30 protein-coding genes are annotated in these 26,318 nt (G+C 45.0%); 21 read left to right on the forward strand and 9 right to left on the reverse strand.

Annotated features, from left to right (window positions below):
• Positions 1 to 29 precede the first annotated feature (29 nt).
• From mreD to NDI35_RS05270, 3 genes are all read right to left on the reverse strand, one after another.
• The gene (gene mreD / locus NDI35_RS05260; RefSeq protein WP_445311793.1) at positions 30 to 599 is read right to left on the reverse strand and encodes a rod shape-determining protein MreD; all 570 of its coding nucleotides are present in this window, start codon (positions 597 to 599) and stop codon (positions 30 to 32) included.
• Positions 596 to 1,402 carry a rod shape-determining protein MreC gene (mreC, locus tag NDI35_RS05265; protein ID WP_445311794.1) on the reverse strand — a complete coding sequence of 269 codons (807 nt, stop codon included), beginning with the start codon at positions 1,400 to 1,402 and terminating at the stop codon, positions 596 to 598. The genes mreD and mreC overlap by 4 nt, the downstream gene beginning before the upstream one ends.
• Positions 1,403 to 1,489: 87 nt before the next feature.
• Positions 1,490 to 2,497: a rod shape-determining protein gene (locus NDI35_RS05270; RefSeq protein WP_006632285.1), complete on the reverse strand. Its 1,008-nt coding sequence runs from the start codon at positions 2,495 to 2,497 to the stop codon at positions 1,490 to 1,492.
• A 330-nt stretch (positions 2,498 to 2,827) separates the two neighbouring features.
• Between NDI35_RS05270 and NDI35_RS05275 the strand changes: the two genes are divergently transcribed.
• The 9 genes from NDI35_RS05275 to NDI35_RS05315 all read left to right on the forward strand — a co-directional run bounded on the left by NDI35_RS05275 (position 2,828) and on the right by NDI35_RS05315 (position 12,293).
• Positions 2,828 to 3,187 carry a single-stranded DNA-binding protein gene (locus NDI35_RS05275; RefSeq protein WP_190663675.1) on the forward strand — a complete coding sequence of 120 codons (360 nt, stop codon included), beginning with the start codon at positions 2,828 to 2,830 and terminating at the stop codon, positions 3,185 to 3,187.
• Between the two features lie 47 nt (positions 3,188 to 3,234).
• Entirely contained in the window at positions 3,235 to 3,756 is a 522-nt protein-coding gene (locus NDI35_RS05280) for a tetratricopeptide repeat protein (RefSeq protein ID WP_445311795.1), read from the forward strand.
• A gap of 180 nt (positions 3,757 to 3,936) precedes the next feature.
• On the forward strand, positions 3,937 to 5,292 hold the full coding sequence (locus NDI35_RS05285; RefSeq protein ID WP_445311796.1) for a P-loop NTPase fold protein: 1,356 nt from the start codon (positions 3,937 to 3,939) through the stop codon (positions 5,290 to 5,292).
• The gene (locus NDI35_RS05290; RefSeq protein ID WP_445311797.1) at positions 5,249 to 6,724 is read left to right on the forward strand and encodes a tetratricopeptide repeat protein; all 1,476 of its coding nucleotides are present in this window, start codon (positions 5,249 to 5,251) and stop codon (positions 6,722 to 6,724) included. Before NDI35_RS05285 ends, NDI35_RS05290 begins: the two co-directional genes overlap by 44 nt.
• A gap of 223 nt (positions 6,725 to 6,947) precedes the next feature.
• Positions 6,948 to 8,252 carry a TldD/PmbA family protein gene (locus NDI35_RS05295; RefSeq protein ID WP_445311798.1) on the forward strand — a complete coding sequence of 435 codons (1,305 nt, stop codon included), beginning with the start codon at positions 6,948 to 6,950 and terminating at the stop codon, positions 8,250 to 8,252.
• Between the two features lie 242 nt (positions 8,253 to 8,494).
• Positions 8,495 to 9,319: a DUF3153 domain-containing protein gene (locus NDI35_RS05300; protein WP_445311799.1), complete on the forward strand. Its 825-nt coding sequence runs from the start codon at positions 8,495 to 8,497 to the stop codon at positions 9,317 to 9,319.
• Between the two features lie 200 nt (positions 9,320 to 9,519).
• Positions 9,520 to 9,909, forward strand: a complete 390-nt coding sequence (locus NDI35_RS05305; RefSeq protein ID WP_445311800.1) for a LapA family protein — start codon at positions 9,520 to 9,522, stop codon at positions 9,907 to 9,909.
• An 87-nt stretch (positions 9,910 to 9,996) separates the two neighbouring features.
• Positions 9,997 to 10,812, forward strand: a complete 816-nt coding sequence (locus NDI35_RS05310) for a segregation/condensation protein A (RefSeq protein ID WP_445311801.1) — start codon at positions 9,997 to 9,999, stop codon at positions 10,810 to 10,812.
• 317 nt (positions 10,813 to 11,129) lie between these two features.
• Positions 11,130 to 12,293, forward strand: a complete 1,164-nt coding sequence (locus tag NDI35_RS05315; RefSeq protein ID WP_445311802.1) for a nucleotidyltransferase family protein — start codon at positions 11,130 to 11,132, stop codon at positions 12,291 to 12,293.
• 246 nt (positions 12,294 to 12,539) lie between these two features.
• Here NDI35_RS05315 and speA read toward each other — a convergent pair whose 3' ends face one another.
• From speA to NDI35_RS05330, 3 genes are all read right to left on the reverse strand, one after another.
• Positions 12,540 to 14,549, reverse strand: coding sequence for a biosynthetic arginine decarboxylase (speA, locus tag NDI35_RS05320; RefSeq protein ID WP_445311803.1), 2,010 nt, complete (start codon positions 14,547 to 14,549; stop codon positions 12,540 to 12,542).
• Positions 14,550 to 14,866: 317 nt separating this feature from the next.
• The gene (locus NDI35_RS05325) at positions 14,867 to 16,018 is read right to left on the reverse strand and encodes a helix-turn-helix domain-containing protein (protein ID WP_445311804.1); all 1,152 of its coding nucleotides are present in this window, start codon (positions 16,016 to 16,018) and stop codon (positions 14,867 to 14,869) included.
• Between the two features lie 183 nt (positions 16,019 to 16,201).
• Positions 16,202 to 16,792, reverse strand: coding sequence for a DUF3611 family protein (locus tag NDI35_RS05330; RefSeq protein ID WP_445311805.1), 591 nt, complete (start codon positions 16,790 to 16,792; stop codon positions 16,202 to 16,204).
• Positions 16,793 to 16,959: 167 nt separating this feature from the next.
• Between NDI35_RS05330 and NDI35_RS05335 the strand changes: the two genes are divergently transcribed.
• The 3 genes from NDI35_RS05335 to NDI35_RS05345 all read left to right on the forward strand — a co-directional run bounded on the left by NDI35_RS05335 (position 16,960) and on the right by NDI35_RS05345 (position 18,310).
• Positions 16,960 to 17,130, forward strand: coding sequence for a CAB/ELIP/HLIP family chlorophyll-binding protein (locus NDI35_RS05335; RefSeq protein ID WP_172186391.1), 171 nt, complete (start codon positions 16,960 to 16,962; stop codon positions 17,128 to 17,130).
• Between the two features lie 354 nt (positions 17,131 to 17,484).
• On the forward strand, positions 17,485 to 17,778 hold the full coding sequence (locus tag NDI35_RS05340; protein ID WP_006632298.1) for a hypothetical protein: 294 nt from the start codon (positions 17,485 to 17,487) through the stop codon (positions 17,776 to 17,778).
• Positions 17,779 to 17,881: 103 nt separating this feature from the next.
• Complete coding sequence (locus NDI35_RS05345) at positions 17,882 to 18,310, forward strand: heavy metal-responsive transcriptional regulator (protein WP_333330684.1); 429 nt, start codon at positions 17,882 to 17,884, stop codon at positions 18,308 to 18,310.
• Between the two features lie 445 nt (positions 18,311 to 18,755).
• Here NDI35_RS05345 and NDI35_RS05350 read toward each other — a convergent pair whose 3' ends face one another.
• Positions 18,756 to 19,679: a spermidine synthase gene (locus NDI35_RS05350; protein ID WP_445311806.1), complete on the reverse strand. Its 924-nt coding sequence runs from the start codon at positions 19,677 to 19,679 to the stop codon at positions 18,756 to 18,758.
• A 232-nt stretch (positions 19,680 to 19,911) separates the two neighbouring features.
• Here NDI35_RS05350 and NDI35_RS05355 point away from each other — a divergent pair, with 232 nt between their 5' ends.
• The 7 genes from NDI35_RS05355 (at position 19,912) to NDI35_RS05385 (ending at position 22,689) form a co-directional block, all read left to right on the forward strand.
• Positions 19,912 to 20,028, forward strand: a complete 117-nt coding sequence (locus NDI35_RS05355) for a transposase family protein (protein WP_445311807.1) — start codon at positions 19,912 to 19,914, stop codon at positions 20,026 to 20,028.
• Positions 20,029 to 20,095: 67 nt separating this feature from the next.
• A complete protein-coding gene (locus NDI35_RS05360) occupies positions 20,096 to 20,341 on the forward strand; it encodes a hypothetical protein (protein WP_445311808.1) in 246 nt (81 codons plus the stop codon).
• Between the two features lie 240 nt (positions 20,342 to 20,581).
• Positions 20,582 to 20,848: a DUF6972 family protein gene (locus NDI35_RS05365; RefSeq protein ID WP_445311890.1), complete on the forward strand. Its 267-nt coding sequence runs from the start codon at positions 20,582 to 20,584 to the stop codon at positions 20,846 to 20,848.
• Complete coding sequence (locus NDI35_RS05370; protein WP_190663695.1) at positions 20,796 to 21,065, forward strand: hypothetical protein; 270 nt, start codon at positions 20,796 to 20,798, stop codon at positions 21,063 to 21,065. The genes NDI35_RS05365 and NDI35_RS05370 overlap by 53 nt, the downstream gene beginning before the upstream one ends.
• A 117-nt stretch (positions 21,066 to 21,182) precedes the next feature.
• Complete coding sequence (locus NDI35_RS05375; protein ID WP_445311809.1) at positions 21,183 to 21,887, forward strand: Panacea domain-containing protein; 705 nt, start codon at positions 21,183 to 21,185, stop codon at positions 21,885 to 21,887.
• 168 nt (positions 21,888 to 22,055) lie between these two features.
• Complete coding sequence (locus NDI35_RS05380) at positions 22,056 to 22,400, forward strand: type II toxin-antitoxin system RelE/ParE family toxin (protein ID WP_445311810.1); 345 nt, start codon at positions 22,056 to 22,058, stop codon at positions 22,398 to 22,400.
• Complete coding sequence (locus NDI35_RS05385) at positions 22,372 to 22,689, forward strand: helix-turn-helix domain-containing transcriptional regulator (RefSeq protein WP_445311811.1); 318 nt, start codon at positions 22,372 to 22,374, stop codon at positions 22,687 to 22,689. The genes NDI35_RS05380 and NDI35_RS05385 overlap by 29 nt, the downstream gene beginning before the upstream one ends.
• Positions 22,690 to 22,780: 91 nt before the next feature.
• Here the strand turns inward: NDI35_RS05385 and NDI35_RS05390 are convergent, their stop codons facing one another.
• Together NDI35_RS05390 and NDI35_RS05395 are read right to left on the reverse strand one after the other, a co-directional pair.
• On the reverse strand, positions 22,781 to 23,161 hold the full coding sequence (locus tag NDI35_RS05390) for a hypothetical protein (RefSeq protein ID WP_445311812.1): 381 nt from the start codon (positions 23,159 to 23,161) through the stop codon (positions 22,781 to 22,783).
• 23 nt (positions 23,162 to 23,184) lie between these two features.
• Positions 23,185 to 23,727, reverse strand: a complete 543-nt coding sequence (locus NDI35_RS05395; RefSeq protein ID WP_445311813.1) for a DUF6232 family protein — start codon at positions 23,725 to 23,727, stop codon at positions 23,185 to 23,187.
• Between the two features lie 323 nt (positions 23,728 to 24,050).
• Here NDI35_RS05395 and NDI35_RS05400 point away from each other — a divergent pair, with 323 nt between their 5' ends.
• The gene (locus NDI35_RS05400; protein ID WP_445311814.1) at positions 24,051 to 25,520 is read left to right on the forward strand and encodes a helix-turn-helix domain-containing protein; all 1,470 of its coding nucleotides are present in this window, start codon (positions 24,051 to 24,053) and stop codon (positions 25,518 to 25,520) included.
• Entirely contained in the window at positions 25,517 to 26,302 is a 786-nt protein-coding gene (gene xth, locus NDI35_RS05405; RefSeq protein ID WP_445311815.1) for an exodeoxyribonuclease III, read from the forward strand. Before NDI35_RS05400 ends, xth begins: the two co-directional genes overlap by 4 nt.
• Positions 26,303 to 26,318: the final 16 nt, after the last annotated feature.

The raw sequence follows: 26,318 nt of genomic DNA on the forward strand, positions 1-26,318 counted from the left end.
ACTGTTGACTAATGACTAATGACTAATGACTAAGATTTTTCTACATTCCTGGTCATTTCCCACAAGCGATTGAGCGGGAAATAAATCACCGGAGCCCAAAGACTGCTAAGAATAGCAGAACACAAAGCCACTCGCTGGTGATAGCTCCAAATTTCCAGTAAAGCCCGATCGCCCATAGAAAAAAATTGCAGCCCCATCACCGTTTCCGCTACCACCGCCATCCCAAACACAATTAGCGCGATCGGAATCGGATCTCTCTCAACAATATCTACCGGAATCGACCAGGTTTTTTGCAAAACAACTGTTAAGACTCCTACAACAACTAGACTGACAGCATGGGAGGGATGAGGAGCCGTCATCGCATCTTGAAGAAACCCCAAAACCAAGCCCATGCTAGCAGCTCCCCAAACTGTACGTTTCCGCTTAATACTCCAAGCTACCAACCAAATTAACAGCCAGTTCGGTCCAATTCCGAGCAATTCCATTCCCGGCATCCGAGTGGGCAATATCAGTATGCACAGCATCACAGATAGAAATGTAACTGCGAAGTTGAGAAATTGGCGCGATCGCGGCGAAGACATCCGAGATAAAGCTTTCATTGTTGCTGTGTTCCCTCAGATGGTGCAGAAGATTGACTCGACGAATCCTTTGGTTCGACTTGCTTAGAGTGGGGGTAAACCACCGCCCATTCCAGAGCACTCATCGGTGCTGAGAACTCAACCACAGCTTCTGGAGCCGGAGTTTTATTCATATCCACCGAAACCACTTTTCCCACCGGCAAACCAGGAGGGAACAACTGACTGTAAGAAGAAGTTGAAACCACATCCCCAGGCTTGACATTGGGAACATTCTCAAAAAACTCCATCACAGCCTGATTTCCGCCTTTCCCGCGCATAAAACCCATGTGGCGACTGCGGGTAATTCCCACACCCAATTGACTCGTAGCGTCGCTGACTAACAGCACCAAGCTAGTATTAGGAGTAACGCTGACCACCCTGCCTACTAAACCGCCGGGGCCCATCACCGTAAAATCTGTTTTGATGCCATCGTTACTGCCGCGCCCCAAGGTTACTTGCTGCCACCAGTGGTCGGCGCTGCGACCGACAATAGGAGCTACAATCCCTGCTGGTTTCTTAGCCGAAACGTAACCTAAAAGCTCTTTTAGCTTCTGATTTTGATTTTCTAATTCTAATACCTGCGCTTGCAATTCTTGAGTGCGCGCCGAGATAAGTTCCTCTTGCCCAGAACCGTTGGCGTGAAACGGACGAGTCACCCAATTGTAAACTTCAAATACTGCCGCACCTTGTGTTTGCCGAACTCCCCAAGCGGCAGTTACAGCTAAACCTAAAAGAGCAATTGGCAGTCGCAGATCCCACCACTTTCGGAATGTATTTTTTAGCATAATTTCAGTAATCTAAAATTGTTATCTCAGGATTTTAGATTTGAGATTGCAGCCGTATTTCTAAATCCACAATCCCAAATTTGTTAACTACATATTACGCGACGACTGCCCGCTGAAAACCCGTTCCAACTGTTTGTTTTCCAATACCCTACCAGTTCCCAAAACCACGCAGCACAAAGGATCTGCTGCCACGTGAGTGACAATTCCTGTTTCGTGACTGATCAGAGTATCTAAACCTTTCATCAGCGCGCCACCACCAGCCAGCATAATTCCCCTGTCAATAATATCTGCTGCTAATTCCGGGGGGGTGCGTTCCAAAGTACGCTTGACAGCTTCCACAATTACTGAAAGCGGTTCCGACATACTTTCGCGAATTTCTGGGCCTTTGATAGTAACAGTTCGCGGCAAACCAGACAGTAAGTGCAAGCCCCGCACTTCCATCATTACGTCGTCATCCTCTGGAGTTGGATATGCAGAACCCACCTGAATCTTAATCTCTTCAGCAGTGCGTTCGCCGATGACCAAATTGTGAACTTTTTTCATGTATTGGACGATCGCCTCATTGAGTTCATCGCCGGCTACCCGCACAGACTCACTGATCACCGTACCTTGCAAACTCAATACCGCAACTTCCGTCGTACCTCCGCCTATATCTATAATCATATTGCCAGTCGCCTCAGCAACAGGCAGTCCAGCCCCGATCGCCGCAGCGATGGGTTCATCAATTAACCGTACTTCTCTAGCACCAGCCTGAGTCGCCGCCTCAATGACAGCACGCCTCTCGACTCCGGTGACACCGCTGGGGATGCCAATAATTATCCGCGGCGAAACTAAGCTTCGGCCTTCGTGAACCCTGCGGATAAAAGTCTTGAGCATCAGTTCTGCCGTATCGAAGTCTGCAATTACCCCGTCGCGAAGCGGGCGCAGTGCTATGACATTCCCTGGCGTGCGGCCGAGCATTTTTTTGGCTTCTTCTCCAACAGCCAGCGGTATTTTTAAATCTTGGTCGATCGCCACTACAGAAGGTTCCTGCAGAACAATTCCTTTGCCCGATACATAAACGAGCGTGTTAGCAGTACCGAGGTCGATACCCATATCTCTAGATAACGAAAATCGATTGAGAAGACCCACTGATTCGTACCCCCCCCAAAAACTAAAATACTATTGTGTGCAATAATGTTGTTACAAAAGTGTAACCGAGGTGGATTCTATTACGTTTTTCATCCTGAGTCTAGTCAGAAATGTACATTGTCGAGCTCAGGTTGAGCGCAGACTTGCCAATCATCCACTATCAATATGTTCTGCTAACTGGGTGTACAATCAGGATGAAGCCTCACAAGCGTTGTTCCAAGTTCAGTTTGGAGGCTAATGCGCGTGTGGACTGTTTAACTACATCACCGATCGACCACATTCCCAAAAAAGTTTATGAGTCTTAATGTTGTGACTTTAGTAGGCCGCGTCGGCGGCGACCCGGACGTGAAGTATTTTGAGTCGGGTACAGTTAAGTGTAGTTTGACGCTGGCAGTGAACCGCAGAACCAAGAACAGCGATCAACCAGACTGGTTCAATCTGGAAATCTGGGGCAAAACAGCGCAGATTGCTGCTGACTACGTTCGCAAAGGCTCTCTAATTGGCGTCACAGGCTCTTTGAAGTTCGATCGCTGGCAAGACCGCAATACGGGTTCAAATCGCTCGAAGCCGGTAATTAAGGTAGACCATTTAGACTTGCTGGGTTCCAAACGCGACAACGAGTCGGGTATGTCGCAACACAACAGCGAATTCTAGCGTTTGGGGAATTTGGGAACTAATATTTGTGAATTGGGTGGGTGCTTGTGACTTCAGAAAAGTTAGAAATTGTTCAAACTGAGTACCAAGCTGGGCAAGTAGCTTTTGAGAGTGGCCGGTATGCTCAAGCTGTGCAAAGTTTAGAAACAGCTACCGGTTTAGTCGATCGAAATTCGCGGTTGGGCGGTGAGGTGCAGATGTGGCTAGTGACAGCCTACGAAGCCTCTGGCAACACAGAAAGGGCGATCGAGCTTTGTCGGCAACTCACCCGCCATCCCCGCCAAGAAACCCGCCAACAAGCAAAGCGCTTGCTGTTCATTCTCGAAGCTCCCAAACTCACTATCCCTCCTGAATGGATGGTGAAAATCCCTGATTTGGCAGCTTTAGATGAAAATCAATCAATCAGTTTTCAAGCTAATCCAAAACCTGATATCAAGTACGCTAAACCCAAGCCAATCGTACCAGAGCCTGTAGATTTGAGTCAGGTTAATACGAAAGATAATAGGTTTATCTGGGTGGCGTTAATTGCGATCGGGCTAATTTTAGGCGGCTTATTTCTTAGTTATTAATCATTTTTGGAAGTGGATTCGCGAAAAAACCCTGTTTCTGTGGTCGGTTGGTAGCGATCGCTAGTTCTTGAGTATAGTGCGAGATGTGAGTTAACATAGGAGTTAAAAAGCTCCACATCCCGATCGTCCGCGATCGCTATAAGCTGTGGGTTCCATCTACAATCTACAATCTAGAATCCGATGACTTCACTCCCACCCAACCGCGCCAAAACACTCAAAGAAGCTTACCGCGCTTGCGATGTCAAGCCTCTAACGGGCGATGATATTGCCCGATATTATGTGGATTTGTCCGCAGTACGGAATACAGTGGCGATCGAGGATGTTAGCACGGATTTGGATCTTCAAGAACCGGGAGAATTTAACACAATTTTGTTTACCGGGCATCGGGGATGCGGCAAAAGTACAGAGTTAAAACGCATTCAATCGCGTTGGGAAAATGACTATCGGGTGATTTACATAGAATTCGATCAGGAACTAGATGTTCTTGATGCAGAATATACCGATTTATATTTGCTGTTTATCAACAAAGTAGCTGATGATTTAACTAAATTACGATTGAAGTTTGACCCCAAACTTTTAGATCGTTTTGAATCGTGGTTTAAAGAAGTCACTAAAGAAACAGAAGAAACTGTTCAATCTTCCGTTAGCATCGAAACTGAAGCAAGTGCAGGCGCAGAAATTCCCTTTATTTATAAGTTGACAGCCAAATTGCTCGGTCAAATCAAAGGTTCTAGTCAACAAAAAAAAGTAATTCGGGAAACTCTTCAGCGTAATTTGTCCCGCTTGCAAACAGATATTAATTTGTTATTGAAAGATGCTTTTGAGAAGCTGAGACGAAAATATCCCGACCGCTATCAAAAAGGATTTTTGGTGATTGTTGATAACTTAGACCGGATTCCTCCCAATGTTGCCAATCATTTGTTTTTTGATTACGCTCCTCAACTCCAAGAACTAGACTGTACAATTATCTATACAGTGCCGATTTCGGTAATTTATTCCTATAAAAATGTCAGCAATTTGTTTGGTAATCCCAACATCGTGCCAATGGTGAATATTTATGAATTTAATCGCAGTGAGTGCGATTTAAATTACAATCAGCAAAGATTAGAGGGAGTTGCCAGTTTGATCGAAAAACGGGTTGATGTTAGTGCCGTATTTGACGATCGACAACAGTTGCTAGATTTGGCAAAAGCTAGTGGCGGTCATGTGCGACAATTGATGCAGACGACTCGATCGGCTTTTCGCACAGCCATTACTCGCAAACACAGTAAAGTTTTGGCAGAAGATGTCACTTACGCTTTGAAGCAACAGCAATTTGATTTTGAAAGGTCTACTCCTACGACCGAATATTACACCATATTAGCGCAAGTTTGCCTCAAAAAAGATATTGATAAAGATGAAATCGGACAAACTTTATTATTCAATATTTCCGTTCTGGAATACAACGGCAATAGTCGGTGGAATTATGTCAACCCACTCGTAAAACAAAGCTATGCTTTCCAACAAGCCCTGGCATCAATCCAAGGAAATCCCTGAAATATACCAGCAAAGGATTGTTGAACTCAATCAAGAGTCTTTCGATCAATTGCTGACGTTTGTCGATATTGTTCCCGACGATGCCTTTGATTTGGGATTTATAGACTGTAATTTTGCCAGGGATAGAGATGCGATTATTCAGGCTTTAATTAGTCATCCCGATTGTCAAGAGATGCAGTTTGAAATTTGGGATTTTCCCGATCCTGATATGCGCTTTTTGATGGATGAAATTCTGAAGCTTTTGCCAACAGTCAAGGTTCAACCAGACAAAAAGTTGATTTTCATTGTGCGGGGATTGGAAAATGCGATCGGGATGACGGGGGAATATCCGCCAATGCTGGTAGATTTTAATTGGGTGCGAGATGCTTATCCCGTTAAAGTGCCGCATCCCATGATTTTTTGTTTGCCAGATTATGCGATTACGCGAGTTGCTAATTATGCGCCGGATTTCTGGGCCTGGAATTCGGGGACTTTTGTGTTCAAAACTCCTGTAAATACTAGAGATGATGCGTTTTCTCAAACTCTGGATGCTAGCAAAGGGATTAGCAATTGTGAGTTGCCGGAAAAGCAGGAACGGATCGATTTATTAAAACGGTTATTGATTGAATACACTCCCTCGAATGGGCGCGAGGAAACTCCAGGGGATTTGAAAACTCGCATCAGAGTTTTGAATGAGTTGGGAGTTGCCTATCGCAGCCGGAGTGAATATAAAACTGCAAAATACTATCTGGAACAAGCGTTATATTTGGCGAAAGATGATGAAGAGTTCATATCTTTAAAAGCAAAGACTTTACATGAATTAGGATGGATTCAGGACGATTGGGGAAATCCCAAAGAGGCGATCGCATTTTATCAACAATCTCTCGAACTTAACGAAAAAATTGGCGATGTTCAAGGGAAAGCTGCTACTTTGCACTGTCTAGCAATAATCTATGCCAATCAAGGAGAAGTAGAACAGGCGATCGCACTTTATGAACAATCTCTCGAACTGAAGGAAAAGATTGGGAATGTTCAAGGGAAAGCTGCTACTTTGCACCAACTAGCAGGAATTTATGCCAATCAAGGGGAAATAGCCAAGGCGATCGCATTTTATGAACAATCTCTCGAACTTGAGGAAAAGATTGGGAATGTTGAAGGGAAAGCTGCTACTTTGCACTGTCTAGCAATAATTTATGCCAATCAAGGGGAAGTAGCCAAGGCGATCGCATTTTATGAACAATCTCTGGAACTTAACGAAAAGATTGGCGATGTTCAAGGGAAAGCTTATACTTTCGCAAGGTTAGGACTGTTGTTAGCAGATAAGAAGAGAGATTTTGACACAGCCTTGAATTATTTACAGCAATCATTGGACATTTTCCAGCATTTGCGATCGCCCGACGCGCAGACAGTGAAACGCATTATTTCTAGGATTCAGCAGATGACTGGGGATTGATGGATGCACTCTGACTTAAGAAACCGGGTTTTTCGCAGCTTTTCGGTGGTGTATCGCTGTTTTTGGAAAAAACCCGGTTTCTGACCGCGAATACAACCGAAGAAACCGGGTTTTTCGCAGTTTTTCGGTGGTGTATCGCTGTTTTTGGAAAAAACCCGGTTTCTGGCCACACCCTAAATCGCTAAAATAAAAAAAAGACCCAACCTGAAAGGCTATTATTATTGTGAGCGATTCAACCGTAGAGCAGATTTTGAAATTGGCCTCTCAGCGCGCCGATGCGGCTGAAGTATACTACCTGTCGAGTCAAGACACCCCCATCGAATTTGAAAACAATCGCCTCAAATCCCTGCAAACCAAAGCACTGCAAGGCGTAGCACTCCGGCTGATTTACCAAGGCAAAATCGGTTTTGCTAGTTCCACAGATTTAACGCGGATAGACGATTTAGTAGATGCAGCGATTCAAACAGCCGAAATCGGCGACCCCGCAGAATTTGAACTCGCCTCCAACTTCCACCTAAAAGGCCCGGAAACCACCTACACTCCGCCCACAACTCAAGAATTAGTCGAAAACGGCAAAAACCTGATCGAGCAAGTTCACGCCTACAATCCCGATATTATGGTAGATGTCGGCTTCCACGTCCGCAGCGGCCGCGTGAAAATTGCCACCACGCAAGATTTGTATGCCGAAAGAAGCAGCCAAATAGTCAGCGGCTCGATCGCGGGAAATTTGGTAAAGGGAGAAGATTTTATGCAAGCATACAGTTACGACGTTGCGCGCGATCGTCCCCTAGACACCAATAGCATCCTCGAATCACTACTCGAAAAATACCGCCTCGCCGAACATTCAGCCACCATCACCAGCGGTTCCTACCCAGTATTATTTACCCCCAGAGCCGCTGCTAGCACCCTCGGCGGCTTGTTTGATACCATCCTTTCAGGTCAAGCAGTAGTTCAAAAAGCCTCTCCCCTAGCCGACAAAATCGGCGAAACTTTATTTGACGAACGCTTTACCTTTTTTGAAGACCCGACTTTAGGCCCTTCTGCTTGTCCCTTTGACGACGAAGGTACCCCCACCACCCGCAAAATCTTGATAGACAAAGGTACTGTCACCGGATTTTATTGGGATCGCAGGTGGGCAGCTCGCGCCGGTGTACAATCAACCGGCAACGGTTTTCGTGGCGGATTGTCTCGCCCAGGCCCTGATTTGACTAACTTTTGCATTTCCCCAGGAAATACCGCCACTCAAGACTTGATTGCTAGCATGGACGAAGGTCTAATAGTAGAGCAGGTTTTAGGTGCCGGTCAGTCCAATCAGTTAGCTGGCGAATTTTCTGTCAATTTGGACTTAGGCTATAAAGTAGAAAAAGGCAAAATTGTGGGTCGCGTCAAGAATACAATGGTGGCAGGCAGCATTTTTGAAGCGTTTAAAAATTTGGCAGATTTGAGTAGCGAAGCCGAATGGGTAGGCGGTGCAGCCTATTTGCCGAGTATGCTGTTTCAACAGTTGGGTGTAGCTTCGAGGCAATAAGTTCAGTGCGGTTACTTCCAGGTGACGCTGATACTGTTGCTAGAAAAATCTTAGCACTCACCTCAAAAAAACCTGGTTTCTGCCACAAAGCATCTGTGAAATTGCCCTTCGGTAGCCCATAAACCGGGTTTCTGGTATGAGGTTCGCAAGTCCAGACGTGGAAATAAAAACATAGAAACAGTGCCGGCAATTCAACGCTTTGCTAATTCATGCAAATAGGAAAAAACAGGGAAAAAGGTACAATGAAAGAGCAAAATGTCAAGGATGGAACTCGGAAGAAGAAAAAGCACTTTTTCTTTCTTTTACCTTTGGTTTTTTGCCTTTTTACTCTAGTGACTGGATGCGTTCAGTACGATGTCGGGGTTAACTTTGAGAGTCAAACTCGTGGCGAAATCGTGCAGCACATTAAACTGGGGGAAAGGTTGACGAGCTTCAGTAGCGAAACTGTTGCAGAATGGTTGAAAAGCGTAGAACGCCGGGTGAGGTTGCTGGACGGAAAAACTAAACGGGTTTCCCCCACAGAAGTTCTAGTGAGGATTCCTTTCAATAATGGAGCCGAGTTGCAAGACAAGTTCAACCAATTTTACAATCCGATCGCACCAACCACCAAATCTCGGGTTGGAAGTCGGCTAGAAACCGATTTGCCGAAGTTTGAATCTCACCTTAGTGTCAAGCAGAATAATTTGTTATTGGTGCTGCGAAATCGGTTGAGTCTGGAATTGGATTTGCGCTCTCTTTCACTGCTTTCCTCTAATGGCAGTCTGCTGCTGAGTCCGGGGGGACTTTTGGAGCTAGACTTTAGCTTGAACACGCCTTGGGGCGCCGAAAGTATTGAAACTGTCGCCGGTGCGCTGGTTCCCGAAAGCTATCAGCAAGGAAAACAGTTAGTTTGGAAGCTCAAACCCGGAGAAGTTAACTATTTGGAGGCGATATTCTGGATTCCCAGTCCCGTAGGAATTGGGGCGCTGATTATTGCCTTATTTGTAGCCGCGGGCATTGCTTTGAAATATCAAATATTGCCAGCACTGGGAAGCGGCAAGAAACCCCAAAACATCGGTCAAACCTAAAGAGGATATGTCCTGCAGGGGCGGGTTAACCAATCTCTTCAATCAACTCTCAGAGCTGCAATAAACCCGCCCCTCCCCGGATATTATGGTTAATTGACCCGATTTGATGTTATCAAAAAAACTGGCAGCATCTGCCAAAAGACAGTTGACGATGGGCCAAGAATTTGCTTAACCTAAATTGAGAATTAGGAACAGAGAAAATGCGAGCGCTAAATTTCTTCTTCATCTTTCTGATTTGCTTGGCTCTGGTATTTTTCAGTATCGAAAATACACAGCCAGTCGCGATTCAAGTTATCGAAGGCGTCCAAGTTAAAGCTCCGCTGTGCGTAGAACTAATTGTAGCGACTGGATTAGGGGCAACACTAGCGTGGCTGTTCAGTCTGTGGTCGAGAATGCAGCGAAGCCTCGCGTTGCGCCAAGAGATGCGCCAAGTTCGCGAAAAAGAGCAGCGGATTCAGGAATTAGAACAAAATCTTGAACGCTATAAAGCCGAAGTAGAAAGCCAACAACCTTTGTTAGAAAGTGCAGAACCGATAAGTTTAGAAATAGCAGCCATTGAGGCCAAAGCTGCGGAAATAACCGCCAATTAATTTGATATGCTCTCTCATTTTCCCAGAGGCAAAATCTAAAATCTAAAATCTAGAATCTAAAATCTAAAATCTAAAATCTAAAATCGAATGGCCGTTTCCCGAGACCAAGATGGCTTAGAAACGATTTCCGAGGGGATAGCAATTTTAATTGACCTAGCCGAACGGGGAGAAATTGATCCTTGGGACGTTAAGGTAATTGAAGTGTTCGATCGATGTCTGAGCAAGCTTACGAACGCCTGCGATGCAGATCAGAGTAAGGATTTCTCCGATTTGTCCCACTCCGGCCAAGCGTTTTTGTACGCTTCCATGCTGGTGTTGCTCAAAGCAGAAAGTATCGTCCTCTCAGAACCCCCTGCGAATCCTGACTCGGCCGACGAGCCGACAGTAGAAGACGCAGAGCACTCAGGCGGGCGACACTTGCCACAGCATTTAGAGCGGCAATTGCGCCGTCGCGGTGTAGCTCAACTACCGCAAAAACGCCCGGTGACTCTCCCAGAACTGATTGAGCAGTTGCAGCTAATGAAAGCAGCAATGGAGCAGACAGTTACCCCCCGGCGGCGCCCTACCTCAAAAATGCGATCGCAAGCGGCCCAGGCTATCTTTGAGCTAGCTCACCAAGAAAATTTGGTGGAAACTGCTAGCGAACTGGATCGGTTTCTGGCAGAACGCGGCTCGGAAATTGACGAGGGTTGGCTCGACTTGGAACAACTGCTGGAACTTTGGCATCATAAGGATTTGCACTCCTCTGTCAACCCAGAACACCCGGTATCGACTGGCGAAGTTCACTTGCCAAATCATGACCGCGTAGGTATTTTTTGGGCGTTGTTGCTACTATCGGCTCAGTCTAAAGTAGAGTTGCTTCAAGAGGAGTTTTATCAAGACCTCAAAATCCGCGCGCTTTGAGCTTGCAGGGTATTAGGTTCTCGGGCGAAACTAATAACTATGCCACTGCGTCGGTTAAGATTCTAGGCAGAATATCGCTCTATGGCATTCTGTTGCTGAGTCTGGGATGCGGAGAGCGGGAGTTTGAAGTTATTGCTGGTTCCCGATACCTGGTTTCTTAAATCCAGGTTAATTCCGAATAAATGATTGATAGCCTGGTACGATGTCGCCTATAAACAGGTCAGGATTTTGCTGTGATCGATCGATTTGACGATCGCAACCGCTAGCATCTAATTGTTCAGTTGATATCAGTTAACAGAGGGTTGAGGAAGTTAATAATGAAAGCGATGATTCTGGCGGCCGGTAAAGGCACTCGCGTCCGTCCTATTACTCAGACAATACCCAAACCGATGATTCCCATCCTGCAAAAGCCAGTGATGGAGTTTTTGGTTGAATTGCTCCGCCAGCACGGATTTGACGAAATTATGGTCAATGTTTCCCACCTGGCAGACGTGATTGAAAACTACTTCCGCGACGGTCAAAAGTTTGGCGTACAAATTGGCTATTCTTTTGAGGGGCGAATTGAGGACGGAGAAATGATTGGAGAGGCTATCGGTTCGGCTGGTGGCATGAAACGAATTCAGGACTTCTCGCCGTTTTTTGACGATACTTTTGTGGTGCTGTGCGGCGACGCTTTGATTGACTTGGACTTGACTGCTGCTGTGAAGTGGCATCGGGAAAAAGGGGCGATCGCTACTATTGTTATGAAATCGGTTCCCCGCGAGGAGGTTCCCAGTTACGGAGTGGTCGTAACAGACGAGTCTGGCAAAGTTAAAGCTTTCCAAGAAAAACCTTCTGTAGAGGAAGCTCTGAGTACCGACATTAACACTGGTATTTATATTTTTGAACCGGAAATATTCAAATACATCCCTTCTGGTCAGGAATACGATATCGGTTCGGAGTTATTTCCCAAGCTAGTAGCAGAAGGCGCCCCTTTTTACGGGATTAGCATGGACTTTGAGTGGGTGGATATCGGCAAAGTTCCTGACTATTGGCGGGCAATTCAGAGCGTGCTGCTGGGACAAGTTAAAAATGTTTCGATTCCGGGAATTGAAGTGCGCCCCGGCATTTACGCTGGTTTGAATGTAGCTGTTAACTGGGATAAAGTTGATATTACTGGACCTGTTTACATTGGCGGGATGACGATCATTGAGGATGGAGCAAAAATTGTCGGCCCGACAATGATTGGCCCAAATTGCTGGCTTTGCAGTGGCGCCACTGTGGAAAACAGCGTGATTTTTGAGTATTCCCGTTTGGGCCCGGAGGTGCGGTTGGTTGATAAACTGGTGTTCGGCCGCTACTGCGTTGATAAAACCGGGGCGGCGATCGATTTGCAAGCGGCTGCTCTCGATTGGCTGATTACTGATGCTCGCCAAGTTTTACCGACTCAACACGGAGAAGAGCGGCGGGCGATATCTGAAATTCTCGGTCATGGTGCATAATTGCTAATTGGCAATTGCTAATTACTCAAGGTAAGGTGCGCTAGGCGCACCCTACTTTTACATTTCTGATCTCAGCTTTTAATTCTGGTAATGTGCTTAGGTTGCACCTCACATCTTCCACCATTCTCAAGAACAGGCTTTCCGGCCTGTTCCACAAAGAGTAGATTTTCTTGTGGAACAGGCCGGAAAGCCTGTTCATAAAAGGCTTATTGACAGTGGTGCAACATCTCAGTTGCACCCTACATTTTAAGACTGAAGATAAGTATATTGGCTGAGACTCCGCTCGTAATTTTGCAGCAAAAGTTGAGCCTCGGAAAGAGTAATTTTATTTTGCTGCAAAGCTGCTTCTGTCTGACGGCGGATGCTTTCAACCAAATTTTCTGAATCGTATTGTACGTAGCTGAGGACTTCTTTCATAGTGTCTCCTTTCACAACGTGTTCGATATGATAGCCAGAAGGTGTTAGCTGAATGTGAACTGCATTTGCATCGCCGAATAAGTTGTGAAGGTTGCCCATAATTTCTTGATAAGCACCTCCCAAAAATAGCGCCAAATAGTAAGGTTCTCCAGGTTTGAGAGTATGCAGTTCCAAAACCGACTTTACATCTCGCAAATCGATGAATTGGTCGATTTTGCCGTCGCTGTCGCAGGTAAGATCGGCTAAAATACCGCGTTGAGTTGGTTCTTCGTCGAGTCGGTTAATGGGCATAATTGGGAACAATTGGTTAATTGCCCAACTGTCCGGTACAGACTGAAAAACAGATAAGTTGATGTAATAAATGGACGCCATCACCTTTTCTAAGTCTTCCAAATCGTCAGATACGTATTCATTTTGCCGCGCGATCGCTTGTATTTTATCGCAGCAAGCCCAGTACAACTGTTCGGTTTTCGCCCGTTCCGCAATTCCCAAATAGCCTAAGTTAAATAAACTTACTGCTTCTTCCTTGAATTGGATAGCATCGTGATAAACTTCTTGGTAATTTTCGGGACTGATAGATTGGTAAATTTCGTAGAGATTGCGCGGAATTTGGTGCGCGTTTTCGTCTACGGGTTCTGGTACTTCTCTGGGGACATCGCTAGTACCGAGTACGTCAAAAACTAACACGGATTGGTGAGAAGCGATCGCCCGCCCGCTTTCGCTAATGATAATTGGGACTGGGATTTTGCGCTCGTCGCAGGCATCTTTCACTCCCGCTACTACGTCGTTAGCGTAGTTTTGCATATTGTAGTTTTTGGAAGCGTGAAAGTTTGTTTTAGACCCGTCGTAGTCAACGCCGAGTCCACCGCCTACGTCCAAGTAGTTCATATTAGCTCCCAATTTAGCTAATTCTACATAAATGTGGCTGGCTTCTCGAATGGCGTCTTTGATGACACTAATTGAGGAAATTTGAGAGCCGATGTGGAAGTGCAGTAACTGCAAACAATCGAGCATTCCAGCTTTTTCTAGTTCGCCGACTGCACGGATAATTTCAGGAATTGTCAAGCCAAATTTTGCCCGATCGCCCGTAGAACCTCCCCAGCGGCCAACGCCTTTGGTAGTGAGTTTTGCTCGCACTCCCAAAATCGGTTTAATTCCTAATGCTTTGCTGGCGGCAATTGCGATTTCTACTTCCTCTATTTGCTCCAGCACAATTACGGAAGTTTGCCCTAGCCGCTGCGCCAAAATAGCAGTTTCGATGTATTCGCGGTCTTTGTAACCGTTACAAATTAATAAAGCGCCTGGGTTTTTTAAGGTTGCCAAAGCTATCATTAATTCCGGTTTCGAGCCTGCTTCCAGCCCGAAGTGATGGGGTTGACCGAAACGCACCAAATCTTCAATTAATTGTCGGTGCTGGTTGCATTTAACTGGAAAGACACCGCGATAGACATTTTTGTAATTGTACCGAGCGATCGCTCTGGCGAAACACGAATTTAAGCGCTCGATCCGGTCTTCCAAAATATCAGAAAATCGAATTAGCAGGGGCAAAGCCAAATTTCGCTGTTTCAGGGATTCTACCAGTTCGCACAAGTCGAGAGAACCGCCGCGATCGCCCTTGGGAGATACTGTAACGTGACCGGCTGCATTGATCGAAAAATACGGTTCGCCCCAACCTTGAATTCGGTAGAGTTTCTCACTATCTTCTATTGTCCAAGATGCTTGTGGCAGTTGAGCCTCCGTTACCAAAGCAGTGTCTGGTGCCGCCGAACTCGTGACTGTTGGCGAGTGAGTCGATAGCGGATCGAGATCGGAGAAAGCAGCGGTGGCTGGGGAACTCATCTTATTGGCAACCTCTTTTAGGAGTGGTCAAATAGATAGTTTATCGCACATATCGGGTTTCCTGATGCAGTTGAAAAATCACTTTGGGTAAACGGGCTGGCGATTTTAGATTTTAGATTTTAGATTTTAGATTTTAGATTTTAGAATTGACTCTACAGATGGATGAAGGTGGGGGATTCAACTAAAATCTCAACCGTAATTGCTCTGCTGGACTCCTTTCTTCAAGCAAGTATCCCTATGCAGGTGAACTCGGAAACCGGGTTTCTGAGTTCACCTGCGCCAAGAGAGTTGTCGGACGATCGCTCGCCCGACACACACTAACCAAAAATCACCTCCGGCGGCGCCATGTCAGCCCCCATAATCAATCCCCCGCTCTGAGACTTCTTCAAGCCCGGTTGAGGTGCTTTTTCTGGGGTCTTCTGAGCCGGTGCAACTGAGGCTGGCGGTGTCACCTGCGGTTGAGGTACTGCCTGTGCTCCTGGCACCACGGGTTGCTGTGACAGCCAACCCAAACCCCCTACAGCCCCAGCCATCAAAGCGGTGTAGCCGATGTACAAATGCACCGGACGCATTTGAAAGCCTTCGCCTGAGTCGGAATCGGAAACAGACACATACATACTGGGAATTGGAGTCGGAGCGGGTTTGGGTAAAGCATTCGCCATAGCGCTACCGTCTAGTCCCAAGGCGTCGCCGAGTCTGCGGATAAAACCTCTAACGTAAATATCTTGGGGCAGTTTGTCGATTTCCCCATTTTCGATCGATTCGATGTGGTGCAGCGGCACGAGAGTTTGACTGTGGAGTTGTTGCAGGGATAGGGAGCGAATTTGCCGTCCCTTACGCAATTCTCTACCCAACTCCCGCAGGCACTCTTCTCGCTGTTGAACGGCTAAAGCTGCTTCTTCTTCCTTGGTGAGTTTTTTCGGCTTCTTGGGAAAACCGAACCCTGGGAAGGATTTTCCGGGGACGGTGACAGTTGCAGGTGGAGCCGACTCGACTTTAATTTCGTCTTGGGGCGCTTGTTTGCTGTCTTCAGAAGTGTTAGTGTCTCGATCGGAATTTTCTTCTGTCTCGGACTCGGTTTGGGGGGGCGCTTCCACACTAGCGCTGCGCCAATAGAAGACAGGAGCAGCTACTGGTGGCTCCAATTCTTGAATTTCTGTCACCGTCTCAATGGCCGGACTTACAGCAGTAACACTCTCTTGGACTACTTGCGGTTCAATTTTGTTTTGTTTGGGAAATCTGTCAAATGCGAGCTTGACGGCTTCTCTGCTAACTGCTCTAATTAAAATTTCGGCAGCGGAGGCTGCTTCGCCCAACATTGTTTGCAAGCTAGCTAGAGCGTGGCTATAGGTGTCGCTACAGAGGAGTTCAGTTTCTATTTGACCTAGGACAGAACGAAAACTTTCTTGAGAAATTTCAATAGTTGGGTGATCTGTCACCCCAAAATAAGCCTCGGGTTTCAGTGCCATGATATTCATGTTGTCTTAGTAGAAGGTATCTGAGTACGTTCTTCGACAGGTTGGCAGTGATTCCGGATGTGGGTTGGGGGAGAGTGGGAGAGTGGGGCATCGGGCATCGGGCATTGGGCATCGGGCATCGGGCATCGGGCATCGGGCATTAGGCATTGGGCATTGGTAGCCCCTCACCAATAACTACTGTTTGTGGATGCGATCGAGCAAAAAAAGAGCCCCGAAAATCCCGACAAAATGGGCAACAGTGGCGTGAGTATTGGCGAGTACCACAAATATATCTAGGGGCTGAATAAATCGGCCCACATCAACTGCGGCACCGAACAAGGCTTGCGGCTGAGCTAGAGATTTGGCTAAAAGCGTGCCGCTGATGGCTTCTGCGCCGATCAGCGTCAGGATCATTCCTGACAAGTTACTCATCAGTGCCAGCCGCACCTCTTTGATGGTGTCTGCTTTTTTGGGGCGGACTGCGTTACCGGGCGATCGCAGTTGTCTCGACAAGCGGGTGAAGCGGAAAGAGCGATATAGGCTGTAAGCGAGTACGGCCAGCCCGCAAATGGCAAAAAATACGCCGCCGCCGGTGCCGGCACTGGTTGAACCCGCACCGGCGGTAGCCCTGGGGAGGGCGAAGGGGATGGCAAAGAGCAAAATGATCGCCGCTACCACCCCTAGCACTACCTGTACCCAGAAGCAAACCCAGCCTGTTGTACGAAGGGCAAAGGCTACTCGCTGTACCGCGACAGGAAGCTTATCGTTATCTAACTGATTAGTCATATTTTGAGCGGGTATAATTAATTGGCATTAGTTGGCAGCAGTTTTTTCTCTTGGGGGACGGTTGACGGCGGTTAACCCTCTTTATAATAGAAGTAGCAATGTTTAAGATTTGTAACTAACATTGGATTTCACATTTGAATAGCGTCGATCGCCAGGTACCCAAAGCAATGACACAACTACAACCCACGGTCACTCCCAAACTGGAACAGCCAAAGTTTGGCTTCAACAGCTACGCGGAACGCCTTAACGGTCGAGCCGCGATGATCGGTTTTTCTCTAACTTTAATTATCGAGTATGTCACAGGCCAGGGCTTGCTGTCCTGGTTAGGTCTCAACTAATTTTAGCAATGGCGCGGTCAGCCTTACACTTTGTCTTGACTCTTCCGGCCGCGGGTGTGACTGCTGCTGACCGCGACAATTTCGGGAATTGATTAAAATATTAATTACAAAGAAGCCCAGCGACTTCTCTGTCGAGAGAGATCGGTTCCCGAATGCAATAGCTGGCTTTTGGAGGTATATATGGGGTGGAATTTTGATTTGACAAGCTTGGCAATTTTGCCTCGCTCCCGTACAATTCCCCACAGGCGAGAAGATTAATTTAGGTGAAGCTAGTCTTTGAGCTAGAAATCCCGATCGTTCCGCCAACTCTAAGTTTTAGAGCTTGTAAATAAATATAGAACAGAGTAAAACCAAATGAATGCTTCGTGGACGCGACTTTTGAGGTCAGCTTACCGTAAAGAGCCAATTACCAGCTTTGTTGTGACAGTGGGCGTTGTCGATGCAGCCATCGGCAGCATGGGTGCGAGTGGCTCTTTATTGGCTTTTGGGCTTGGCACGGCTGGGGTGGCGATGGCTCTCCGCTGGTGGCAATTTTACCGCTCTGGAGCCGAACAACCCGCGCCTGCTCCCGAATACTATCTTCCTCCTCAGTCTTCTAGACCTCAGTTGCCCGTGCTTAATGTGTCTAAAAAAAATCCTCCTTATTAAGATTACTGGGCAATGGTGACTGGGCGAGGTGCCGATCGACTCCTTGGATCTGAGGCACTAAAAGATAGGGCAAGAAAGTCTTTCGATCTTGGATGCTTGGTTTATGAATATTTCTGTTGCCGAGAAACTGTACAAAATTGGCTCTGTAGCTGCCTGTAGTGGTTTGTCGGTGAAAACTGTTCGTTATTATGAGGAGATGGGCTTGCTGTCTCCTGCGGTAAAGCGATCGCCCGCTGGTTATCGCTTGTTTGGCGAAACGGTATTCAACAGGTTGGCGTTTATTAAACGCTCTCAGGCTCTGGGTTTGAGCCTTCATGAGATTAAGGATATTTTACAAGTTCGCGATCGGGGAGAGTTGCCTTGCTCTGAAGCGAAGCAGCATCTAACGGCTAAGGTAGAGGAAATTTCCGTGCAAATTGCAGCCTTAGAAACTTTGAAGGGGGAGTTGCTAGGCATTCTCAACTGCTGGCAAGAGCAACCCTCGCAGGCGAGCATTACTAGCACGATTTGTCCGAACATTCAGCGGGATTGAGCAGCGGAAAGATACAAAAAAAGGGAAGGAATTATTGGTTTCCTTCCCTTGATGGTTTTGTGGGTGGTTTGGTTGGTGGTTTTGTCGATCGTGTTGAGCTTTTAACTGTTTTCGCAGAGTTTGCTGTTGCTTTTTGAGTTGCCGAGCCCTGGCTGAGCCGCCTTTACCTTTGGAGTTTCTGCCCTCGCTACGAGGAGACTCCCAACTTTTTAGTCTCATGTTTTTACTTGCTTGCACTACTTCTATAATACACCGCCAGATTTTCACTGTCAAGTATTTTTGAGACAGATGTTTGGTAGTATCAACTGTTGAGTGATTGGGATTTGCTACAGACATAGGGATGGTGCGCCCATAAACACCCTACAGCCCGATCGTGCCCCCATAAGCACCCTACAATTAGAGTTTTTTGTCGGATTCCGTTAACAGCCCTAATTGTGTATATTTATCAGTCCAAATATCCGGCGGGTATTTCAGCATCTGTAAAAATTGGCAGCGTTTCCCAATTTTTCACCCATTCCGGCAATTGGGCTACTTTTTTTAGCTGAAGCGACATTTCTATTAAGGAAAATCCTAAATTGTGGAAATCTTGAATAAGTTCGGCTTTCAAGAAAATTTCATTTTTAGCTAAATCGGGAGCATTAGTGGCAATGACAATGCTGTTGCCGGTTTCTAAATTGCATATATAAACTTGTGCGAACACAGTTTGAATTGTTTTCACCGCTGCGGCATTAAACTCTTGTTTGTGGAACAGGTGCACCACTAGAACACCTGCGCTTGACAAGCGAATTTTGCACAGTTGGTAAAATTCTTGTGTCACCAATTTATAGGGCATATAGCCGCTGCCAAAACCAGCATCCACGAGAATTATATCGTTTTTTACTGTGGAATTTTGTTGGGCTAGATATTCGCGCCCGTCTTGAATGGCTACTTTGAGTCTGTCGTCGAATTGAATGCCAAAAAATTTTTGAGCTACTTCGACTACTTTTTCGTCAATATCTGTACATTCGACTATCGCGTTAGGGAAATAGTGGTGGAAAATTCTGGGGAGGGTGCCGCCACCAAATCCAATTACATAGATTTTTTTTGGGTGAGTTTTCCAGACTAATGCTAGCAGCACGCATCGGGAATAGGGAAAGATTAAATTTAGTGGATTGTTGAGGTCTAGGATGGATTGAGCTACATTTGTGATTAAGGTTTCTCTGTCTGCTAAAAGCAGTAAGAGGACTGAGTTTATTTTTTTTACGGCGATGCAGTTGTCGCCGGAGTTTTGTTGAAATAGGAAGCCGTCTGGCTGTTGCTGAAGCCAATTAATTTGTTGTTGAATAGCTGATAAATTGCTAGTTTGTCGATCGCCTTTATAATCAGTCATACGATTTTAGATTTTAGATTTTAGATTTTAGATTTTAGATTCAGGGTAAACGCATCTTAACTTTAACCCCAAATATGCTACAGTTATATCTGACTAATTTTTCATGTAGTTTATGGTAGCTCATGAGTGTGAGCAAGGGCAAGAGGTTTTAGTAAAGCTGTAACTTCCCAACAAAAACAAACAGATTCATTGCAAAAGAGTGAATGTTTTAAATGCCCGTTGTTTAAAAGATGTGACTACCTTGAACGACCCCAGAATACAAAGAAGTAAAGAACATTTGCTCAAAGATATTATATCTATTGCGATTCTAGCTATCATCAGCGATGCCGACGGATGGGTGGCAATATAAGCCTATGGTAACGCCAAATATAAATGATTAAAAAGCTTTCTATAATTACCGAATGGTCTACTATTTCATGACAGGTTTAGTCTCCTTATTTGCCAGAATTGAACCGCAACAGTTTCAAGAAAGTTTTTTGAGTTTGGTAAATGCGATAATCGGGGAATTAGAACTAAACGTGATTGCCATTGATGGCAAAACAATGAAACAATCTTATGACCGAAATGAGCAGCAAACAGCGCTACATATAGTCACTGCATGGTCTTCATCTCATCAATTAGTGTTAGGCAAAAAAAAAGAGATAAAAAATTTAATGATCTAGATGAGTATGAAGCCGTAGAAGGGCGGCTGAGTGTGTCGGAGTTAGTTTGAATAATTCATGTAGGGGCGATTCCCTACGGGATAGCTGCGCTTCACGCACTTTGTGACAAGTTGGGACGTAAGGGCGATCGCATGATTTAATCATAGTTGTATGCTCAGTAATTAATTAATGAGTGGAATTAATCGCCAAATCACCCTTGACAGCAGGCACATTGCGAAACACTTGCCAGACACGCCACAAATGAGAAGACTGCTTAATAAAGGACGTGCTGCTCATATTTTTAACGATGAGGCTACTATGAATCAGGTAGCTCAAGCCATAATAGAAGATGGAGAATTTACAGGTACGATTCGGGGCTACGATCGTTATGGTATGTTTTTTGCTGAATCAATTGGTTATAGAGTTGACCCGGATGGTAGCCGTCTTTTACTTTACTACGGAGAAATAAAAGTTGATGCAGAAAACCGATACCACGTTACGCCTCGAAGCCGATTTAGTGAAGAATAACTGGGAATTTACAGAGGTATGGATCGATCCAAATCTTTCACCGCCTTATCTGCTTTTGTTACTAAGTGACGCTGAGGGAAATTGTCGGATATACGATCCGGCTGAGGGTTATAAAGTTGTGTTTTCTAGTCAGAGTTATGATGAGGCGCAGTATTGGCTTTTAGAGGATGAGTATGAACCCGTAGAAGGGCGGCTGAGTGTGTCGGAGTTAGTTTGAATAATTCATGTAGGGGCGATCGCGCTTTTTGACAACTTGGGATGTAAGGGCGATCGCTATTAGGTCATTATTCCGCACTGTTTGCTACAATTATTTAAGTCAGCTTTAAAAACTGCCATGACCCAAGCTACCTCAATAACAACTGAATATCAAATAACTGTGAGTTCTCCAGTTTGGCAAACAGTTGAGCAAATTGCCGGAGAATTTAACTTGTCAGTTTCTGAACTATTGGAACAGATAGGCGAAGGTCAACTGAAAGTTGTTGCGGTTCCAAGTAATTCGGAAAAAATCAGTGATCGAGATATTGCAAATGCTTTCATTTGGTTAGCCTCGCAAAATAATGTAGAAATCAATGTCTACAAGCTACAAAAACTCGTGTATTACGCTCAAGCTTGGTATTTAGGAGTTTACGGGACGCCACTATTTGATGCAGATTTTCAAGCGTGGATTCACGGACCAGTTATTCCTGATTTATTAGAAAAGTATCAATGCCAATTTAGTTGGGAACCAATTACAGAGAAAATCGAACAACCGAAACTTCCCCAAAAAATCGGGGAATTTATCAAAGAAGTTGCGGAGGCATATTTTGAGTATGATGATGAAAGTTTGGAACGAATGATTTGCAGGGACATGCCTTGGCTAGAAGCTAGAGGGGATATACCCAGAGACGCATCTTGTCATGCGATTATTTCTCAAGAATGGATGAAAAAATATTATTCGGGCCGTGTCAAAGAAGAAACCTCTGTCTACAATTGTCCCTTCTCAACCACAACCGCCCGCAAGTTTGGGATTTTCCTTCAAGTACCTGCAAACTCAGAATGAAAAATTTTCAATTTGCGATCGGGATCGGTAAGCACTCATTTTCTAAATAATAAACGATGAGGCTACTATGAATCAGGTAGCTCAAGTTATGCTAGGATACTCTTGCGAAAAGTAGTGACATGACACGCGATCGCTCCCATTAAAATCCTGATTGCCTATGTTAAAATTATGGAAGCTCAACCACGAGAAGTACAAAACTACCTGAAAGCCGACGGGACAAGTCCCTTGGAAGGATGGCTTGATTCCCTTCAAGATACTAAAACTGTATCTAAAATCAAGAAGCGACTGAGGCGAGTTGAGCTAGGCAATCTGGGAGATTATCGCTCAGTAGGAGCGGGAGTGTATGAACTTAAAATTGATTATGGCCCAGGCTATCGGGTGTATTTTGGACAAGTCGGGTTAACAGTTGTGTTGCTGCTATGTGGCGGTGATAAAAGCACTCAAGAACAAGATATTAGCCAAGCTAAAAAATACTGGAGAGATTATGAAAGAACTCAAAGTGCCAACAACTAGAAGCTACCACGAATACTTAATTTCTTCTTTAAAAACCCCTGAAAGGGTTGCTAGCTATATCGAGGTTATGTTGGAATTAGAGTCAGAAAAACCAGAACCGGAATTACTGCGAGCAGGACTTAAAGATGTGGTGGATGCTTATTTACAGATGAATAAGTTATCGACAGAAGCTAAACTTATATATGAGAAGCTCGATCGAAGGTTGTCAGAGAGTGGGGGCGAGGAAATTTATGCTTTGATAACTCTACTAGATAAATTGGGGTTGCAGTTGGCTGTCGCACTAAAATAGGTTAATTAATAAAATAGTTAGGGCGATCGCACTTTGGGACAAGTTGGGAAAGGAAGGGCGATCGCTTTTTTCACAAGTTAGCTCTTAAGGCTTACTCACCTTCTTCCAGTAAACTTTGAAGCATTGGAGTTAAAATGTTTACGACTGGATTCTTTGTAAGTTCCATTAGTGCTGCTACTCCACCAGCTTTCAAAGCTTTAAGTACCTTTTTCTTCACATTGGGCTTTTTTTTAATTTCTTCCATAGCTTTTGTAGCAACTGCGTGTTTCTCGACATAAGTTTTTGTTGAGTAAGTCTGAGATAACTGATCTAAAAGCTCCTGGATTTCTTTGGCGGCATCGGCAAGAGTTTGCCTTTGTTCCGGTGAGTAATTGTTAATAGTCCCACCTATTTGCTCAGCCTCTACTTTTTCACTGTAGCCAACACCTATTGATGCCTGACTTTGGTCGATATTTATTTTACGTTCTGACATATAATCTCCGTATTAAGAATTAACTATTGTTCTCTGTTATCTATTTTGCCACCTATTTGTCCAGATTGCAGTTGCTCAGCATAGCCAACACCTATTGTGGCATGATTTTGGTTAATATTAATTACCTTGATATCTTCTGTGTCACTCTCCATAAATTCGCATAACTGTGAAATCACATCTCTGACGCCTGATTTATCGGCTGTGACAAATATCACATTGTCTCCCGAATTTACGTATAATTCAAGTCCTATTCGCTTAGGCTGCATCAAGTTCTCCATAACTCCAGCAACTCCTAATAAAAGGATTAGTAATCCAAATCCTGCTTGTTGACCGCTCTGTGAATAAAGTAAAAAAGTCCCAGAAATAAGTAATATCAAAATCACTATAGTAGGTACTTTATTAGGCGTTTTTACATACGCAAATCCAAATCCAGTAACATTGCGAAACTGATAAACATAAGAACCAAATTTAATTACTTTTTTGGTAACGAGTATAGGTTCGGGTTTGTCTATTACAAGAACTTTATTATTTTGCCGCTGTATGTTGTTTCCCGTACTTATACTCATACTTTTTCTCCTGCCTAATGTATTTAATGGTGTTATATCTGGCAGGTCAGATATACTGACTGAAGTTAATATTTTTCAAACTTTACCTGCGTAGCGCACCACTATAGTTTGAGTAAAAGTAATTATCGAGTAACGGTTTAGTTATTATCATTTTGCCCGATTTTATAAATTTTGTCTAGTAAAATAAAGTAGGATTTAGTTGGTAGTTATTAATTTTTATTACCGTGAATCAGTAGCAAATAGTATAATTTAGTTGCTAAAGTATCAAACGGTAGGATAGAGTAGGATAGCAATCAGCCAAACTAAACCCCCCCACTCCACCTATGGAAGTTCAGGAAGTCTTAAAAATCGCTGACGACATCGTATTCGCTAAGACAGGAAAACACCTCGATCATCTACAGGAAGCTATATTGCGTGGCACTTGGCAACGCCAGAAATACCCAGAAATTGCCAAAACTTGCTACCGTAGCGAAGCTCATGTTAAGAAGGTGGCATCAAAATTATGGAAAGTTTTATCAGAAAAATTAGGCGAAGATATCAATCAATCGAACTTTCGATACACAATGGAAAGACTGCAATTATCCATAGTTGAATCAAACTTTGGAAACTATTATGCACAAATTGATAATTTCAGTGTTTGTGAGAACAAGTCGCATCCCTCAGAAATCTCAAATACAGAAAAACCTAATCAGCCCATTTATAACCAAACTAAATCAAAAGTTCGTCAAGACTTAGGCGACGCACCAGAACCCAACCTATTCTATAACCGCACATCCGAGCTCACCACCCTCGAAAACTGGATTTTGAGCCGCACCCGCCTCATCACCATCTTAGGCTTATCCGGTATTGGCAAAACCGCCCTTACACTCCAACTAATCCCACAAATTCAACACGAATTCGACTACATCATCTGGCGAAGTCTCCGCAACGCGCCACCCCTCGCATCACTCCAAACCGACTTAATTAAATTCCTCTCGCAGCAGCAAGAAACTAACCCCCCCAACCCCCCCTTATCAAGGGGGGGCGAAGAGATTCAACCTCTTTCTCCCAGGCGCGGCGAAGAGATTCAACCTCTTTCTCCCCCCCTTAGCAAGGGGGGGTTGGGGGGGTTAATAGAATATTTACGATCGCACCGCTGTCTCATCATCCTCGATGATATCCAAACCATTTTCAGCAGCCAACAACTCGCAGGAAATTACCAACCTGGATATGAAAATTACGGCGCATTCTTCAAACAACTAACAGAATCATCCCACAACAGTTGCTTAATCCTCCTGAGTTGGGAAAAACCCAGAGAAATAGCCGCATTAGAAGGCGAAAACCGCCCCTGCAAATCTCTGCAACTCAACGGTTTAGGCCCGGAAGCACAAGAAATATTCAGAGAAAAAGGTTTAGCAGAACCGGAGAAATGGTCAGAACTAATCGACCTTTACCGAGGCAATCCCTTATGGTTAAATATAGTTGCCACATTAATTCAAGACTTATTCGGCGGTAGCGTTTCCGAATTCCTCTCCTATGATACCCTATTCTTAGGTGACTTAGAATCACTCCTGCACCAGCATTTCGCTCGCCTAACCGCATCCGAACAACAGGCGATCGCATGGCTAGCCAATACCCCCGAACCAGCCGACATCTCAAAAATACCAGAAAACCTGCAATTATCACCGTCAGAACTCTTGAAAGTCATGCAATCTTTAGGACGACGGTCATTAGTTGAAACAGTCAAACAAAACGGGCGATCGCACTTTACGATCGCGCCAGTAATCAGAGAGTATATAACAAACAAAAAATGAAAATCGCCACCTGGAACGTCAACTCAATCCGCACCCGCATAGAACACGTTACTAGCTGGTTGCAAACAAACTCCCCAGACGTTCTCTGCCTCCAAGAAACCAAAGTTACAGACAAAGACTTCCCCCTAGAACCCTTCATCAACCTCGGCTACAACTGCTACATTTCGGGTCAAAAATCCTACAACGGCGTCGCCATTCTCAGCAGATCGCCCCTAACGCAAATCAGCACCGGATTTGCCCCCCTTCTTGGCGACGAAACCACAGGTATTTTTGACGAACAAAAACGCCTAATAGCCGGGGTTATAGACGATATTTGTATTATTTGCGTATACGTTCCCAACGGTTCCGAAGTCGGCAGCGAGAAATATGAGTACAAGCTAAAGTGGCTCAAACTGCTGCAAGAATACCTCAAAATAGCACTAGATAAATCCCCCAAGTTGTGCATTTGCGGCGACTTCAACATCGTCCCGGACGATCGAGATATCCACAATCCCAAAGCCAATGCTAACTCCGTCGGCTTGTCTGTCGCCGAGCGCCTCGCACTAACAGAAATAATAGAATTAGGATTAAACGACCCCTTTCGCAAATTCACCACAGAAGGAGGTCATTATAGCTGGTGGGACTACCGCGCTGCGGCATTTCCCCGCAACAACGGCTGGAGAATCGACCACCATTATCTCAGCCCTCCCCTCTACGAACAAGCAAAAAACTGTACAATAGATATTGCTCCTAGAAAATTAATCAAACCCAGCGATCACGCCCCCGTAATTGTCGAAATTTGATTTATAAGTTATAAGG

The organism is Microcoleus vaginatus FACHB-2002 (assembly GCF_040004035.1).
In the GTDB taxonomy this organism is placed as follows: domain Bacteria; phylum Cyanobacteriota; class Cyanobacteriia; order Cyanobacteriales; family Microcoleaceae; genus Microcoleus; species Microcoleus vaginatus_C.

Excerpts from the sequence above, each read along its gene's own strand:
- mreD (WP_445311793.1), bottom strand. The coding sequence starts at position 599 with ATGAAAGCTTTATCTCGGATGTCTTCGCCGCGATCGCGCCAATTTCTC.
- mreC (WP_445311794.1), bottom strand. The coding sequence starts at position 1,402 with ATGCTAAAAAATACATTCCGAAAGTGGTGGGATCTGCGACTGCCAATT.
- NDI35_RS05270 (WP_006632285.1), bottom strand. The coding sequence starts at position 2,497 with ATGGGTATCGACCTCGGTACTGCTAACACGCTCGTTTATGTATCGGGC.
- NDI35_RS05275 (WP_190663675.1), top strand. The coding sequence starts at position 2,828 with ATGAGTCTTAATGTTGTGACTTTAGTAGGCCGCGTCGGCGGCGACCCG.
- NDI35_RS05285 (WP_445311796.1), top strand. The coding sequence starts at position 3,937 with ATGACTTCACTCCCACCCAACCGCGCCAAAACACTCAAAGAAGCTTAC.
- NDI35_RS05290 (WP_445311797.1), top strand. The coding sequence starts at position 5,249 with ATGCTTTCCAACAAGCCCTGGCATCAATCCAAGGAAATCCCTGAAATA.
- NDI35_RS05300 (WP_445311799.1), top strand. The coding sequence starts at position 8,495 with ATGAAAGAGCAAAATGTCAAGGATGGAACTCGGAAGAAGAAAAAGCAC.
- NDI35_RS05305 (WP_445311800.1), top strand. The coding sequence starts at position 9,520 with ATGCGAGCGCTAAATTTCTTCTTCATCTTTCTGATTTGCTTGGCTCTG.
- NDI35_RS05310 (WP_445311801.1), top strand. The coding sequence starts at position 9,997 with ATGGCCGTTTCCCGAGACCAAGATGGCTTAGAAACGATTTCCGAGGGG.
- NDI35_RS05315 (WP_445311802.1), top strand. The coding sequence starts at position 11,130 with ATGAAAGCGATGATTCTGGCGGCCGGTAAAGGCACTCGCGTCCGTCCT.
- speA (WP_445311803.1), bottom strand. The coding sequence starts at position 14,549 with ATGAGTTCCCCAGCCACCGCTGCTTTCTCCGATCTCGATCCGCTATCG.
- NDI35_RS05325 (WP_445311804.1), bottom strand. The coding sequence starts at position 16,018 with ATGGCACTGAAACCCGAGGCTTATTTTGGGGTGACAGATCACCCAACT.
- NDI35_RS05330 (WP_445311805.1), bottom strand. The coding sequence starts at position 16,792 with ATGACTAATCAGTTAGATAACGATAAGCTTCCTGTCGCGGTACAGCGA.
- NDI35_RS05335 (WP_172186391.1), top strand. The coding sequence starts at position 16,960 with ATGACACAACTACAACCCACGGTCACTCCCAAACTGGAACAGCCAAAG.
- NDI35_RS05340 (WP_006632298.1), top strand. The coding sequence starts at position 17,485 with ATGAATGCTTCGTGGACGCGACTTTTGAGGTCAGCTTACCGTAAAGAG.
- NDI35_RS05345 (WP_333330684.1), top strand. The coding sequence starts at position 17,882 with ATGAATATTTCTGTTGCCGAGAAACTGTACAAAATTGGCTCTGTAGCT.
- NDI35_RS05350 (WP_445311806.1), bottom strand. The coding sequence starts at position 19,679 with ATGACTGATTATAAAGGCGATCGACAAACTAGCAATTTATCAGCTATT.
- NDI35_RS05360 (WP_445311808.1), top strand. The coding sequence starts at position 20,096 with ATGACAGGTTTAGTCTCCTTATTTGCCAGAATTGAACCGCAACAGTTT.
- NDI35_RS05365 (WP_445311890.1), top strand. The coding sequence starts at position 20,582 with ATGAGAAGACTGCTTAATAAAGGACGTGCTGCTCATATTTTTAACGAT.
- NDI35_RS05370 (WP_190663695.1), top strand. The coding sequence starts at position 20,796 with ATGCAGAAAACCGATACCACGTTACGCCTCGAAGCCGATTTAGTGAAG.
- NDI35_RS05375 (WP_445311809.1), top strand. The coding sequence starts at position 21,183 with ATGACCCAAGCTACCTCAATAACAACTGAATATCAAATAACTGTGAGT.
- NDI35_RS05380 (WP_445311810.1), top strand. The coding sequence starts at position 22,056 with ATGGAAGCTCAACCACGAGAAGTACAAAACTACCTGAAAGCCGACGGG.
- NDI35_RS05385 (WP_445311811.1), top strand. The coding sequence starts at position 22,372 with ATGAAAGAACTCAAAGTGCCAACAACTAGAAGCTACCACGAATACTTA.
- NDI35_RS05390 (WP_445311812.1), bottom strand. The coding sequence starts at position 23,161 with ATGTCAGAACGTAAAATAAATATCGACCAAAGTCAGGCATCAATAGGT.
- NDI35_RS05395 (WP_445311813.1), bottom strand. The coding sequence starts at position 23,727 with ATGAGTATAAGTACGGGAAACAACATACAGCGGCAAAATAATAAAGTT.
- NDI35_RS05400 (WP_445311814.1), top strand. The coding sequence starts at position 24,051 with ATGGAAGTTCAGGAAGTCTTAAAAATCGCTGACGACATCGTATTCGCT.
- xth (WP_445311815.1), top strand. The coding sequence starts at position 25,517 with ATGAAAATCGCCACCTGGAACGTCAACTCAATCCGCACCCGCATAGAA.